The organism is Thermus sp. NEB1569, from assembly GCF_022385295.1.
Classification (GTDB): Bacteria; Deinococcota; Deinococci; order Deinococcales; family Thermaceae; genus Thermus; species Thermus scotoductus.
In genome coordinates this window covers 887,818-901,196 of sequence record NZ_CP092445.1, presented here as the reverse complement: position 1 = coordinate 901,196, position 13,379 = coordinate 887,818, and the positions used below count along the sequence as shown (strand labels likewise).

Annotated in this window: 13 protein-coding genes, 1 other RNA gene and 1 riboswitch; of the genes, 8 read left to right on the top strand and 6 right to left on the bottom strand. The window is 65.4% G+C overall.

Features of this window, described 5'->3' with window-relative positions; translation table 11 throughout:
• Positions 1–4: 4 nt before the first annotated feature.
• Both MI302_RS05380 and MI302_RS05375 read left to right on the top strand, forming a co-directional pair.
• Positions 5–424, top strand: a complete 420-nt coding sequence (locus MI302_RS05380; RefSeq protein ID WP_126170540.1) for a cobalamin B12-binding domain-containing protein — start codon at positions 5–7, stop codon at positions 422–424.
• Positions 421–909 (top strand): PaaI family thioesterase, encoded by a 489-nt coding sequence (locus MI302_RS05375; protein ID WP_015716826.1) that lies wholly within the window; start codon positions 421–423, stop codon positions 907–909. The genes MI302_RS05380 and MI302_RS05375 overlap by 4 nt, the downstream gene beginning before the upstream one ends.
• Here MI302_RS05375 and MI302_RS05370 read toward each other — a convergent pair.
• The 6 genes from MI302_RS05370 to ssrA form a co-directional block, all read right to left on the bottom strand.
• Positions 863–1,201, bottom strand: coding sequence for a hypothetical protein (locus MI302_RS05370; RefSeq protein ID WP_015716825.1), 339 nt, complete (start codon positions 1,199–1,201; stop codon positions 863–865). The genes MI302_RS05375 and MI302_RS05370 overlap by 47 nt on opposite strands.
• An 80-nt stretch (positions 1,202–1,281) precedes the next feature.
• A complete protein-coding gene (locus MI302_RS05365; RefSeq protein WP_019550106.1) occupies positions 1,282–3,399 on the bottom strand; it encodes a vWA domain-containing protein in 2,118 nt (705 codons plus the stop codon).
• 50 nt (positions 3,400–3,449) lie between these two features.
• Positions 3,450–4,649 (bottom strand): bifunctional 3,4-dihydroxy-2-butanone-4-phosphate synthase/GTP cyclohydrolase II, encoded by a 1,200-nt coding sequence (locus MI302_RS05360; protein WP_239726501.1) that lies wholly within the window; start codon positions 4,647–4,649, stop codon positions 3,450–3,452.
• The gene (locus tag MI302_RS05355) at positions 4,649–5,233 is read right to left on the bottom strand and encodes a riboflavin synthase (RefSeq protein ID WP_015716822.1); all 585 of its coding nucleotides are present in this window, start codon (positions 5,231–5,233) and stop codon (positions 4,649–4,651) included. Before MI302_RS05355 ends, MI302_RS05360 begins: the two co-directional genes overlap by 1 nt.
• Positions 5,233–6,366 (bottom strand): bifunctional diaminohydroxyphosphoribosylaminopyrimidine deaminase/5-amino-6-(5-phosphoribosylamino)uracil reductase RibD, encoded by a 1,134-nt coding sequence (ribD, locus tag MI302_RS05350; RefSeq protein WP_084221132.1) that lies wholly within the window; start codon positions 6,364–6,366, stop codon positions 5,233–5,235. Before ribD ends, MI302_RS05355 begins: the two co-directional genes overlap by 1 nt.
• 2 nt (positions 6,367–6,368) lie before the next feature.
• Positions 6,369–6,489, bottom strand: a riboswitch (FMN riboswitch).
• Positions 6,490–6,629: 140 nt separating this feature from the next.
• Positions 6,630–6,978, bottom strand: a transfer-messenger RNA (tmRNA) gene (gene ssrA / locus MI302_RS05345).
• Positions 6,979–7,136: 158 nt separating this feature from the next.
• Between ssrA and rimP the strand changes: the two genes are divergently transcribed.
• The 6 genes from rimP (at position 7,137) to secD (ending at position 13,335) form a co-directional block, all read left to right on the top strand.
• Positions 7,137–7,562: a ribosome maturation factor RimP gene (gene rimP, locus MI302_RS05340; RefSeq protein ID WP_015716820.1), complete on the top strand. Its 426-nt coding sequence runs from the start codon at positions 7,137–7,139 to the stop codon at positions 7,560–7,562.
• Between the two features lie 23 nt (positions 7,563–7,585).
• Positions 7,586–8,749 (top strand): transcription termination factor NusA, encoded by a 1,164-nt coding sequence (nusA, locus tag MI302_RS05335; protein ID WP_126170538.1) that lies wholly within the window; start codon positions 7,586–7,588, stop codon positions 8,747–8,749.
• Positions 8,749–9,027 carry a YlxR family protein gene (locus MI302_RS05330; RefSeq protein ID WP_015716818.1) on the top strand — a complete coding sequence of 93 codons (279 nt, stop codon included), beginning with the start codon at positions 8,749–8,751 and terminating at the stop codon, positions 9,025–9,027. Before nusA ends, MI302_RS05330 begins: the two co-directional genes overlap by 1 nt.
• On the top strand, positions 8,996–10,711 hold the full coding sequence (infB, locus tag MI302_RS05325; protein ID WP_239726416.1) for a translation initiation factor IF-2: 1,716 nt from the start codon (positions 8,996–8,998) through the stop codon (positions 10,709–10,711). Before MI302_RS05330 ends, infB begins: the two co-directional genes overlap by 32 nt.
• Positions 10,712–10,719: 8 nt before the next feature.
• On the top strand, positions 10,720–11,040 hold the full coding sequence (locus MI302_RS05320; RefSeq protein WP_015716816.1) for a hypothetical protein: 321 nt from the start codon (positions 10,720–10,722) through the stop codon (positions 11,038–11,040).
• Positions 11,041–11,127: 87 nt separating this feature from the next.
• Positions 11,128–13,335 carry a protein translocase subunit SecD gene (gene secD, locus MI302_RS05315; RefSeq protein ID WP_239726415.1) on the top strand — a complete coding sequence of 736 codons (2,208 nt, stop codon included), beginning with the start codon at positions 11,128–11,130 and terminating at the stop codon, positions 13,333–13,335.
• Positions 13,336–13,379: the final 44 nt, after the last annotated feature.

Sequence of the window (13,379 nt, the reverse complement as noted above, 5' to 3'; positions counted from 1 at the left end):
GCATATGGACAGGCGCATACGGGTGCTCATCGCCAAGCCCGGGCTGGACGGCCACGACCGCGGGGCCAAGGTGGTGGCTCGGGCCTTAAGGGATGCCGGCATGGAGGTGATCTACACGGGGCTCAGGCAGACCCCGGAGATGATCGTGTCCGCGGCCATCCAGGAGGACGTGGACGCCATAGGGTTATCCATCCTCTCCGGGGCCCACATGCACTATTTCCGCGAGGTGAAAAGGCTCCTTTCGGAACAGGGAGCCTCGGACATCCTTGTTTTTGGCGGAGGCATCATCCCCGACGAGGACGTGCCCAAGCTGCAAGAACTCGGGGTGGCAGCGGTCTTTGGCCCCGGAACCAGCACCCAGGAGATCGTGGACTTCTTGAAACGGGCGGTGCCGGAGCGCTGGCAGGCCCAGGGCTTAGCATGAAGGCCATCCAGCTTTACTACCCCCCGGAGTGGGCTCACTGCTACGGGTGCGGCTACTTAAACCCCATGGGCCTCCACCTCAAGACCTACTGGAAGGCGGACGAGGGCCAGAGCGAAACCCGTTTCACCCCTAGCCCCCATCACACTGCCATTCCCGGGTTCGTCTACGGGGGGCTTCTCGCCTCCTTGGTGGACTGCCACTCCACCGCCACCGCCGCCGCCGCCAAGGCCCATGCTGAGGGCCTGGATCTGGCAACCCACCCCCTCCGCTTCGTCACCGCCAGCCTCAAGGTGGACTACCTGAAGCCCACCCCTTTGGGGCCCGAGCTGGTCCTGGTGGGCCGGGCCAAGGAGGTGAAGGGGAGGAAGGTGGTGGTGGAAACCGAACTCTACGCCAACGGGGAGGTGACCGTACGGGGGGAGGCGGTCCTGGTGCAGATCATCGAGGGCTTCGGCCAAGGAGATACCGCTCCAAAAGGCCGATAATGCGGGAAAGACCCTCGGCTTTGGGGGAGGCCACCAGAACCAGCTCCAGCCAGGCTTCTTCCAGGATCTTCTTCACCTCCTCCAGCTCCCTTCCCGGGAAGACGGTACCCAGGGCCACGGCCTGGGACCTTTCCCAAAGCTCCTTCTTTTCCCGCTGCAGGTGCCTGATCTCCTGCCTGGCAAAGTAGAGGTCCGCCTCCAGCTGGTGGATACGGTCATGGAGGGGCTTTTCCTCCTGGCGCCTCTGCTCCCTCTCCCGGCGGATCAGCTTCTCCCAATCATCCCAGTGCATGGATTCCAGATTAAAGAAAGACTCGGCATCCCGGTGTGATCCATGCACTGGCTCCCAGAACCGGCCCTCTGGACCCTGGCTCAGGCTTTCCTGGCAAAGGAGCGCGCCTCGAGGAGCCGCTCCAGGAGGAAAAGCGCCAGGGCCAAGGCCAGGAGATAGGGGCGCAGGGGCAGGGGGGAGGATCCAGGTTGCCCCAGGTCCTCCAGGGCCAGCAACCGCCCATGGGAAGCCTCGGCCAGGGTCTTGAGGACCAGCTTCCCATCCCTGGGGGTCCACTCCCCGGGCAAGGGGAAGGCCAGGGGCAAGCGGCGCGAGCCGTCCAGGAGCACCCCGGGAGCCGCCGGGGCCTGGATTTCGTACCGCCCAGGCCCCGTGGGCACCAGGGGCATCTCCTGGCCCTCGCTTAGGAAAAGCGGGCGCTCCAGGTGGCCCAGAACCACCACCCGCACCCCTTTCCCCTCGGGATAGGCGTACAGGGCCATGGCCTTCTTGCCCCCCATGAGGTAGCGGGCAAGGCCGCCCAGAAAAGAAGCTGCCTCCTTCCAGCCCCGCCAGGAACGGGAAAGATCCGTGGCCAAGGCGGCCACCCGCCCCTCTCCCCTCTCCCCCAGGGCCAGCACCGCTCTGCCGTCGCTTTCCAAAACCACCTCCGCCCAGGGCTCGGCCCGGGCCGGAAGGAGAACGGAAAGGGGAGGTGGGGAAAACCCCTGGGCCAGGGGATGGAGCCTGGCCTTGACGGGGAAACGGCCCTCCAGGCCCTCCCCCTGGAAAACCTCCTGCCCTTCCTTCAGGAAAAGCCGGGGAAGCTCCTGGGCGGTGGCCGCTTGGTAGTACCGGCCCCCACCCCTTTCGGCGAGGACCTTCAGAAAGGCCCGGTCGGCGTCGGCTCCCAGGGCCATGGCGCTCACCTCGAGGCCCGAGGCCTCCGCCAGGGCCAGGATGGGGTCTTGGGGGTCGGAGATGAGGCCATCGCTGAGCACCAGGATCCCCTTGCGCTCCACCGGCACCCCCTGCAAAAGCCGCACCGCCTCCCGGAAGGCGGAGCCCAGGACCGTCCCGCCCCCCGCCCGCACGGACAAGAGGAGGCTTTCCGCCTCCTTCTTCCCCTGCTCCGTCATGGGCCTGGGTGGAAAAAGAACCCGATGGGTGGAGGAAAAGAGCACCACGCCCAGGTAGTCCTCCTCCGCCGCCGACCGCACCAGCTCCAAGGCCCCCGCCACCGCCAGGGAAAGCTTCTCCCCCTCCATGCTTCCCGATACGTCCATCACCAGAACCAAGGCCGCCCCCTTGCGGCCCAGGGGCTTTAGGGGAAGGTCTTCCGGCAAAGCCCGGTCCCAGCCGCCGAAGAAAAGACCCTTGGGGGTGGCGGTGAAAAGAAGGCCGCCGCCTTGGCGGAGGTAGCTCCTCAGGGCCTCCGGGGCCCCCTCGGGAAGGTCCAAGACCCCGAGGCCCACCGCCACCAGGTCGGCCTCGAGGGGCAGGCGGAAAGGGCCTTCCTCCACCTGGAAGCCCTGGGCCTCCAGGTAACGGGCCAAGGCCGGGTCCCCCAGCACCAGGGCCCTGCCGCGGTCGGCAGGTTGGAGGCTCACCTGGGCCTCGCTCCGGCCCCAGGAACCCTCCACCACCGCCCACACCTCCGCCTTCTCCGTAAGGGAGAAGGTGTACGCCAGGCTCTTACGCCCCTCCACCCGAAGGCTTCGTTCCCAGGTCCCTGCGGGGCCCTCCACCCTCAGGCGTGCCTCCACGGAGAGGGGTGCCTCGAGGACCACTCCCACCCCCACCGTTTCCCCGTACAGGGGGTAAGGCGGGGGGACCAGCTCCACCGCCACATGGGGCTTGGGGGGAACGTAAACCGCATCCAGGGGAAAGGGGGCTGAAATGGGTTCGAAAAGCCCGTCGGAAACCAGGACCACGCGGCTCGGCCTCAGGGCCTCTGCCTCCTGGAAGGCCGCCTTCAGGTCTGTCCTCTCCCCCAGGTCCAGCCTGCGGGCGGTGGGCGAAGGAAGCCTCGCCGCCCGCTCCGCAAAGGCCACATAGATCCCATCCCTAGGAAGCCTATCCGCCAAGGCGAAGACGCTTTCCCGGGCAGAGGGCGAAAAGTCCAGAAGGTACACCACCCGCCCCGGCATGGGCCACCTGGGATCCAGGAAGGCCAAGAAAAGTAGGATGAGGACCCCAACCCTAAGAAGCCGGAGCATAGCCTCATGCTAGAGGCTTTGGGATGGCCTGGGCCATCCAGGGAACCCCATCAGTCCATCCAGTGCCCCAGCTTCTCCTTTTTGGCCTGGAGGTAACGCTCGTTGTGGGGGTTGTCCCCGGCCCTCAGGGGAATGCGCTCCACGATCTCGATGCCGAAACCCGACAGGGCCTTCACCTTGCGGGGGTTATTGGTGAGGAGGCGCATCTTGCGCACCCTAAGGTCGTAGAGGATCTGGGCCCCCACCCCGTAGTCCCGCAGGTCCGGCGGGAACCCCAGGGCCAGGTTGGCCTCCACCGTGTCCAGGCCTTGGTCCTGCAGGTGGTAGGCCCGGATCTTGTTGATGAGGCCGATTCCCCGCCCCTCTTGCCTCAGGTAGACCAAAACCCCCTTCCCCTCCTTAGAGATACGCTCCAGAGCCAGATCCCGCTGGAAACCGCAGTCGCACCTCAGGGAGTGCAGGGCATCCCCGGTGAGGCACTCGGAGTGCATGCGCACCAGGACGGGCTCCTCAGGGTCCCAGCTTCCCATGACCAAGGCGGCGTGCTCCTCCCCGGTGAGGCTATCCCGATACCCCACGATGCGGAACTCGCCAAACCGGGTGGGCAAAAGGGCCTCTGCCTCCCGTTTCACGTAGAGGTCCCCCTTCTCCAGGCGGTAGCGGATGAGGTCGGCGATGGTGCCCACCTTAAGGCCGTGGCGCCCGGCAAACTCCAAAAGGTCCGGAAGCCGGGCCATGGTGCCATCCTCCTTGAGGATCTCGATGAGGCTCCCCACCGGCCTAAGCCCCGCCAGGCGCAAAAGGTCCACGGTGGCCTCCGTGTGCCCGGCCCGCCTCAGGACCCCGCCCGGCCTGGCCACCAGGGGGAAGATGTGCCCAGGGCGCCGGAAATCCTGGGCGGTGGCCTCGGGATCAGCCAGAAGCCTTATGGTGGCCGCCCGCTCAAAAGCGGAGATCCCCGTGGTGGTCCCCCGGGCATCCACGCTCACGGTGAAGCGGGTACCCTGGGGATCCTGGTTTTTCTCCACCATAAGGGGCAGGTCCAGGGCCCTGGCCCGTTCCTCGGTCAAGGCCGCGCAAAGGAGCCCCCGGCACTCCCTGAGCATGAAGTTCACCCACTCCGGGGTCACGTGCTCTGCCGCCATGATGAGGTCGCCCTCGTTTTCCCGGTCCTCGTCGTCCACCAGGATCACCGGGCGGCCTTGGCGGAGTTCCTCCATGAGTTCCCTGACGCTGGCCAAACCCTCCATCATTCCCCCTTCACAAGCCGCTCCAGATAGCGGGCGATGAGGTCCACCTCCAGGTTCACCCCATCCCCCACCTTTAGGCTTCCTAAGTTGGTGACCTTAAGGGTGTGGGGGATGAGGGTGACGAAGAAGTCCTGCCCCTTTAGGCCCGCCACCGTGAGGGAAACGCCGTTTAGGGCCACGCTTCCCTTCTCGGCAATGTAGCGGGCAAGGTCTTGGGGGAGTCGGAAGAAGTAGTCCTTGGCCCCCGGGGCCTCCCGGATGGCCACCACCTCCGCCACCCCGTCCACATGCCCGGTGACGAAATGCCCCCCAAGCCGGTCCCCCACCTTAAGGGCCCTCTCCAGGTTGGGCCGGTGCCCCACCCGCCAGGTGGGGGCGGTGCGGCGCAGGGTTTCCCGGGCAAGCTCCACCCAAAAACCGCCCTCGTCCACCTCCACTGCGGTGAGGCAGACCCCATCCACCGCCACCGAATCCCCTACCCTAAGGTCAGAAAGCACTTCCTTGGCGGCGATCCTGACCCTGAGGAAAGGCCCCTCCCGGACCTCCACGATCTCGCCGGTTTCCTCCACCAATCCCGTGAACATCACCCCTCCGGGTACGCCTCCAGCCAAAGGTCCTCCCCAAGCCACTCCTTGCGGACGAGCCTCAGCCTCTTGGCCTCGGCCATGCGCTCCAGGGCAAACCCCTCCAAGAACCCCCTCCCCTCCCCCAACACCTTGGGCGCCACGAAGAGGGCCAGCTTGTCCACCAGTCCCCTCTCCCAGAAGGCCCCAGCCAGCCTCGGACCCCCCTCCAGAAGGATCCCGTCCAGTCCCTCCTCCAAGAGAAGGTGCAAGGCCCCCTCGAGGCTCACCCTCCCTCCTTCCCGGGGAAGCTCCACCACCCGGGCACCCGCCTCCTCGAGGGCCCTAAGCCGATCCTTGGGCGCACCCTTGCCCACCAGCACGTACACGCGGGCAGGCTCCCCCCGGGGTCCCTTCTGAAAGATACGGGCGGTGGGGGGAGTGCGGCCCTCGGTGTCCAAGACCACCTTCACCGGGTCCCTGAGGGGCGGGGGCTCCAGCATGAGAGGGAAGGGCCTGAAGTCCGGCTCCCGCACGGTGAGCCAGGGATCGTCCTTGAGGACCGTCCCCACCCCCACCATCACCACGGGAAGCCACTGGCGGTAGGCCTGGGCGATGCGCCGGCTTTCCTCAGAGGAGACGTAGCGGGCATCCCCACTCAAGGCCGCCACCTTGCCGTCCAGGGTGAGGGCCGCCTTGAGGAGGACGAAGGGCCGCCCCCTTTTCTGGACGGTAAAGAAGGCCTCGTTCTGCTCCTGGGCCTCGGCCTCCAAAAGCCCGGCCTGGACCTCTACCCCGGCTTCCCGAAGCCTTTCCAAGCCCCCCCGGGCCGCCGGGTTGGTATCCCGGGCCGCCGCCACCACCCGGGCTACCCCCGCCTGCAAAAGGGCCAGGGAACAAGGGGGGGTGCGGCCATGGTGGTTGCAGGGCTCCAAGGAGACATAGGCGGTGGCCCCCTGGGCCAGGGAACCCGCCTCCCTTAAGGCAAAGACCTCCGCATGGGGCTCCCCCGCCCTAGGATGGTACCCCTCCCCTACGATGCGGCCATCCCGCACCAACACTGCCCCCACCAAGGGGTTTGGGTGGGTGTGGCCTCGAGCCCTCTCGGCCAACTGCAACGCCCTACGAAGGAACCTCTCGTCCAGCTCTCGCAAAAGACCTCCTTCTCCCATCCGGACTTTCACCGTCGGCCCCGGAATTCCACCGGGTCGGGCCCCAAAGGGGCTTCGCGGGCTCTCACCGCCGGTGGGGACTTCCACCCCGCCCCGAAGGAGGTGCCTACGGGCACCGCATTCAGTTTACCAAGAGAAAGCAAGGCCAGATGCCAGGACGCACCACTCCTTCCTGAATAGCCAAACAGGGGCCCTTTGGGTGCTTTCCCGTAGGGAAACACCTCGAGGGCCCCTGGAGGCTTCTATGGTGGAGGTGGGGGGAGTCGAACCCCCGTCCGAAAGTCCCTACGGCAGGCCTCTACGCGCGTAGTCCGCGTTTTGGGTGTCCTCCTGGCTTGGCCCGCGGACGGGCGGCCAGGAGCAAGCCCCGCTTAACTTCGCCTTGGCTTACGGGGCCTAAGCCTTGGCTAGCCGGGTTTCTTGTCCCCGCGTCGGTGAGCCCCCGGCAGGGCTACCGGGCGAGGTCGCGGTCATTAAGCCGCGAGAGCGTAAGCAGGCTTGTTGGCCTTTATTCTTTTGCGGGTTTTTACGAGGCCACCCGCACCTCGGCGCGCCACCTGCCCTCGGCGACCCCCGTCGAGACCGTTCACCCCCATGTGACTGGCCGGACTCGGACCGGCAACCTTGAGTGTAATAGGCTAAAGGGGTTGTAGTCAAGGGGGTTTTGGGTGTAAACTGAGCCCAGTGCTCCCAAGGGAGGGGGGTGGGTGTAAGCCCACCCTTCCTTTGTGAAGGGAGGTAGGGAGGTGCCTGTGGACCTTTGGCGGTTGGTGGAGGAAGCGGTGGAGCCTCTGGACCTCGAGGTCCTGGAGGTGAAGGAAGCCCCCGGGGAGGTCCTGGTCCGCCTGGAGCGAAAGGACGAAAGGCCCATCCGCGTGGCTGACCTGGAACGGGCCAGCCGGGCCATAGAGGCCGTCTTTGACCAGGAGGACCCCATTCCGGGAAGCTACCGCCTTCTGGTGGAATCTCCCGGCCCCAAGCGCCCCCTCTTTACCCGCCGCCACTTCGAGCGCTTCCAGGGTCTAAAGGCCAAGGTGCCGGGGCCCGAGGGCTTCACCGGGCGCATCCTTCGGGTGGAAGGGGACGAGGTGGTCTTCCAGGTGGGCCAGGAGGAAAAGCGCCTGAGGATCGGCACCTTCCGCGCCAACCTTGCCGAGTGGCCCGAGGAGCCCAGGTAACAGCCGAGATTCAGGGAGGAGAGATGAACCGGGAATTCATAGACGCCATGCAGCAGCTGGCCTTGGAGCGGGGGGTCACCACCGAGGAGGTCCTCGAGGCCTTCAAGGAAGCCCTGCGCAAGGCCTACATCAAGCGGCAAAAGGGGTACCGCAAGGAAGAAATCGATGCGGGTAAGGGTCCGGAGGTGGACGTCTATATAGACCCCCAGACCGGGCGCATCGAGATGGTGGAGGTCCGCCGCGTGGTGGAGAAGGTGGAGGATCCAGACAAGGAAATCGCCCTCTCCGAGGCCCTCCAGTACGACCCCGAGGTCCAGGTGGGCGACGAGATGGAGTTCCCCATCGACCCCGAGGGCCTCTCCCGCATGGCCATCCAGGACCTGCGCCAGATCCTCACCCAGCGCCTCAAGGAGTCCGAGCGCAACCGCATCTACAACGAGTACAAGGACAAGGAGGGCCAGGTCCTCACCGGGGTGGTGACCCGGGTGGACAACCGCGGCAACGTCTTCGTGGAGCTGGGCCGGGGGGAGGCTTACCTCCCCAAGAGCGAGCAGATCCCCACGGAGCGCTACTACCCCGGGCAGCGCCTCAAGGTGTACCTAAAAAAGGTGGACCGATCCGCCAAAGGCCCTTCCCTGATCGTAAGCCGGGCCCACGAGAAGCTTCTGGAGCACCTCTTGAAGCAGGAGGTCCCCGAGATCGCCGAGGGCATCGTGGAGATCAAGGCCATCGCCCGCGAGCCCGGCCGCCGCAGCAAGGTGGCGGTGATGACCCACAACCCCAATGTGGACCCCATCGGGGCCTGCATCGGCCATAAGGGCCAGCGCATCCAGGCGGTTTCCGCCGAGCTGGGCCGGGAGAAGGTGGACATCATCCTCTGGGCCAAGGATCCCAAGGAGTTCATCCGCAACGCCCTCTCCCCCGCCCAGGTGGGCTCCATAGAGATCGACCCCGAGGCTAAGAAGGCCCGGGTTAAGGTCACCAAGGACCAACACTCCCTGGCCATCGGCACCGGGGGTCAGAACGTGCGCCTGGCCTCCAAGCTCACGGGTTACGAGATCCACTTTGAGGAGGCGGAGATCTCCGACCTGGACGAGGCCATTCGCAAGGCCGCCAAGGAAGAGGCGGAAACCACCAGCCGGGCGAAAGAGGAATTCGAGAAACTCTTCCGGGATCTTTCCGAGTAATGGCGAAGCATGTCCCCATCCGCATGTGCGTGGCGTGCCGCAAAAGGCGGCCCAAGGGGGAGCTTTTGCGGATCCTGCTCATGCCGGAGGGGTTTCGCCTGGACCCTACGGGGAAACTGCCGGGCAGGGGGGCTTATGTCTGCCCCGACAACCCGGAGTGCTGGACGGAAAAGAAGCTGAGGCGCTTTGCCGGGGCCCGGGCCAGAGCCTTGTCGGAAGCGCTTGTCACCCTTTTAGGAGGTACGGATGGCCAAAATACGCATCTACCAGCTGGCTAAAGAGCTGGGCATGACCAACGAGGAGCTCCTGGAGCTCCTGGACCAGATGGGGGTTGCCTACAAGTCCCACGCCTCTACCCTTTCCGAGGAGGACGCGGAGGCGGTGCGGGAGCTGGTAAAAGAGCAACGAGGCCTGCAGGAGAAGCTGGCGGAGGAGGAGCGCAGGAAAGCCCTGCCCCGAAGGCCTCCCGTGGTGGTGATCATGGGCCACGTGGACCACGGGAAGACCACCCTCCTGGACTACCTGCGGAAAAGTCGCATCGCCGAGAAGGAGGCGGGAGGCATTACCCAGCACGTGGGTGCCTTCGAGGTGAAGACCCCTCAGGGCACGGTGGTCTTCATCGACACCCCGGGGCACGAGGCCTTCACCACCATAAGGCAGCGGGGAGCCAAGGTGGCGGACATCGCCGTCATCGTCATCGCCGCCGACGACGGGATCATGCCCCAAACGGATGAGGCCATCGCCCACGCCAAGGCAGCCGGGGCCAAAATCGTCTTCGCCCTGAACAAAATGGACCTGCCCCAGGCCGACCCCGACCGGGTCAAGCGCCAGCTAATGGAGCGGGGCTTCGTGCCCGAGGAGTACGGCGGGGATGCCATCGTGGTGCCCATCAGCGCCAAAACGGGCCAAGGGGTGCAGGACCTTTTGGAGATGATCCTCCTCATCGCCGAGCTGGAGGACTACCGGGCCGACCCGAACGCTGAGCCCAAAGGGGTTATCCTCGAGTCCAAGCTGGACAAGCAAGCGGGCATTATCGCCAACATGCTGGTCCAGGAGGGGACTTTCCGGGTGGGGGACTACGTGGTGGCCGGGGAGGTGTACGGCCGCATTCGGGCCATGATGGACGCCGATGGTAACCAGCGCAAGGAAACGGGCCCGGGAAGCGCCGTGCAGGTTTTGGGCTTCCAGGAGCTTCCCCACGCCGGGGATGTGGTGGAGTGGGTGCCGGACCTCGAAGCCGCCAAGGAGATCACCGAGGAGCGCAAAGAGGAGCGCAAGGCCCGCGAGGAAGCCGAGAAGGAGCGCCGCCCCAGGACCATGGCCGACCTGCTCCGGGCCCTGCAGGAGGAAGGGCAGAAGGAGGTTAACCTCATTCTTCGGGCGGATACCCAGGGCTCCCTGGAGGCCATCCAGCACATCCTGGCCAAGGAGAGCACCGAGGAGGTCAAGATCAACGTTCTCCTGGCCCAGGTGGGGGCCCCCACGGAGTCCGATGTCCTCCTGGCCCAGACGGCCAACGCCGCCATCCTGGCCTTCGGGGTGAACCCCTCCGGTGCGGTGAAGAAGGCGGCGGAAAGCAAGGGGGTTCTCCTCAAAACCTTCCGCATCATCTATGACCTCATCGACGAGGTCCGGTCCATGGTCAAGGGGCAAAAGGAGCCCATCTACAAGGAAGAGATCCTGGGCCGGGCCGAGGTGCGGGCCGTCTTCCGCCTGCCCACCGGCAAGCAAGTGGCTGGGTGCATGGTTACCCAGGGTAAGATGGTCCGGAGTGCCGAGGTACGGGTGCTGCGCAAGGGCGAGGAGATCTGGAAGGGAAGGATGGCCAGCCTCAAACGCTTCAAGGAGGACGTGCGGGAGGTAGCCCAGGGCTACGAGTGCGGGATTGGCCTCGAGGGGTTTGACGACTTCCAGGAAGGGGACATCATCGAAGCCTTCCAGATGGTGGAGGTGCCCGCATAGGGCGCAAGGTGAAGTGGGGGGAACTGGTGGGTAGGAAGTGGCCTGGGATCCCCCTGGTGGTCCTGGCCCTCCTCCTTCAAGGCCTGGCCTTGCCTCTTTCCCAGGGGAAGGGAAAGGGAGAAGCCGGGCTTGCAGCCAAGGGGCCGGCCCTGGTCCTGAAGGAAGAGCGGCAAGGAAGCGGGACCTCCTCCCTGGCCCAGACTCCTGCCAGACCCTCCGAGACCGCGGCAAGACCCTCGTACCAGGGGGTGCGTCCCCCACCCCCGACCGTCCTCCCCGCCATCCATCTCTACCTCCTCTATGGCCGCTTGCAGCTGGACGGGGGCTAGGAGAGCCCAAGTACCTGTAACCCGGTTAGGCTCTCGGTACCCAAGGCAATAGCCCATCAGGCACATGCGTGCCCAAAGGTAAAGGTTATGAATCGTAAGCTTCTGAATGGACTTCTACTCCTAGGTCTTTTCCTGCTGGCTCTCCTCATGGTCTGGAAGCCCTGGGCCCCCGGGGAACCCATGGTCAAGCTGGGTCTGGATCTTAAAGGGGGTCTTCGCATCGTCCTCGAGGCCGCCGTGGAAAACCCTACCCCCGACGATCTGGAAAAAGCCCGCACCGTCTTGGAGAACCGCATCAACGCCTTAGGGGTGGCGGAGCCCCTCATCCAGATCCAGGGGCAAAAGCGCATCGTGGTGGAGCTACCCGGCCTCTCCCAGGCCGACCAGGACCGGGCCCTTAAGCTTATAGGGCAAAGGGCGGTCCTGGAGTTCCGCATCCTCAAGGAGGGAGCCACCGGCACCACCGTGGCCCAGATCAACCAGGCCCTCAGGGAAAACCCCAGGCTTAAGCGGGAGGACCTGGAAAAGGACCTCATCAAGCCCGAGGACCTGGGCCCGCCCCTCCTCACGGGAGCGGACCTGGCCGACGCCCGGGCGGTCTTTGACCAGTTCGGCCGCCCCCAGGTGGCCCTCACCTTTACCCCGGAAGGAGCCAAGAAGTTTGAGGAGGTCACCCGGGCCAACGTGGGCAAGCGGCTGGCCATTGTCCTGGACGGCAAGGTCTACACCGCTCCCGTCATAAGGCAGGCCATCACCGGGGGCCAGGCGGTCATAGAGGGGCTTTCGAGCCTCGAGGAGGCCAGCGAGATCGCCCTGGTGCTGCGTTCCGGAGCATTGCCCGTTCCCCTGGAGGTGGCGGAGATCCGGGCCATCGGTCCCACCCTGGGTCAGGACGCCATCCAAGCGGGGATCCGTTCGGCCTTGATCGGTACCCTGGCCATCTTCCTCCTCATCTTCGCCTACTACGGCCCAAGCCTAGGTCTGGTGGCTTCCTTGGGCCTCATCTACACCTCCGTTCTTATCCTGGGGCTCCTTTCCGGCCTCGGGGCCACCCTTACCCTTCCCGGCATCGCCGGCTTGGTCCTCACCCTGGGGGCGGCGGTGGACGGGAACGTGCTTTCCTTTGAGCGCATCAAGGAGGAGCTTGCGGCCGGGAAAAAGTTCCGCCAGGCCATCCCCGAGGGTTTCAAACACTCCACCCTGACCATCCTGGACGTGAACGCCGCCCACCTGCTGGCCGCTGCCGCCCTTTACCAGTACGCCACGGGACCCGTACGGGGCTTCGCGGTAATCCTGGCCATCGGGGTGGTGGCCAGCGTCTTCTCCAACCTGGTCTTCAGCCGCTACCTCCTGGAGCGCCTGGCGGACCGGGGTGAGATAAAGCCTCCCATGTGGCTGGTGAACCCCCGGTTTAACTTCATGGGCCCGGCCCGCTTCATCACCCTAGCCACCCTCCTCCTGGCGGTCTTGGCCGCGGGGGTGGTCTTCACCAAGGGGTTCAACTACTCCATCGACTTCACCGGCGGCACCGCCTATACCCTGCGCACGGGCCCCGAGGTGGGCGTGGACACCCTAAGGCGCTTCCTGGAAACCAAAGGCTTTCCCGCCAAGGAAGCCGTCATCACCCAGGTGCAGGCTCCCACTGCCGACTACAGGGAGTTTTCCGTAAAGCTTCCTCCTTTGCCCGATGCAAAACGCCTGGAGCTGGAACGCCTCCTCGGCGCTGAACTCAGGGCCACCATCCTCACCTCGGAAACCGTGGGCCCGGCCATTGGCTCCGAGCTCCGCCGGAATGCGGTGATGGCCGTCTTGGTGGGCCTGGGCCTCATCCTCCTCTACGTGGCCTTCCGCTTCGACTGGACCTTTGGGGTGGCGAGCGTCTTGGCCGTGGCCCACGACGTGGCCATCGTGGCGGGGATGTATAGCCTCTTGGGCCTGGAGTTCTCCATCCCCACCATCGCCGCCCTGCTCACCATCGTGGGCTACTCCATCAACGACTCCATCGTGGTTTCCGACCGCATCCGGGAAAACCAGCGCCTCCTCCGGGGGCTTCCCTACAGGGAGATAGTGAACCGCTCCATCAACCAGACCCTCTCCCGGACGGTGATGACAAGCCTGACCACCCTCCTGCCCATCATCGCCCTCCTCTTCCTGGGGGGAAGCGTCCTCAGGGACTTCTCCTTGGCCATCTTCGTGGGCATCTTCGTGGGCACCTACAGCTCCATCTACGTGGTGAGCGCCATGGTGGTCTTCTGGAAGGAGTTACGGCAACGCCAGGCCAAGAAAGCCACATAGGGTCCTCGGAAGAGAACACAGCGCCCACCCCCCGGGATCCCGGG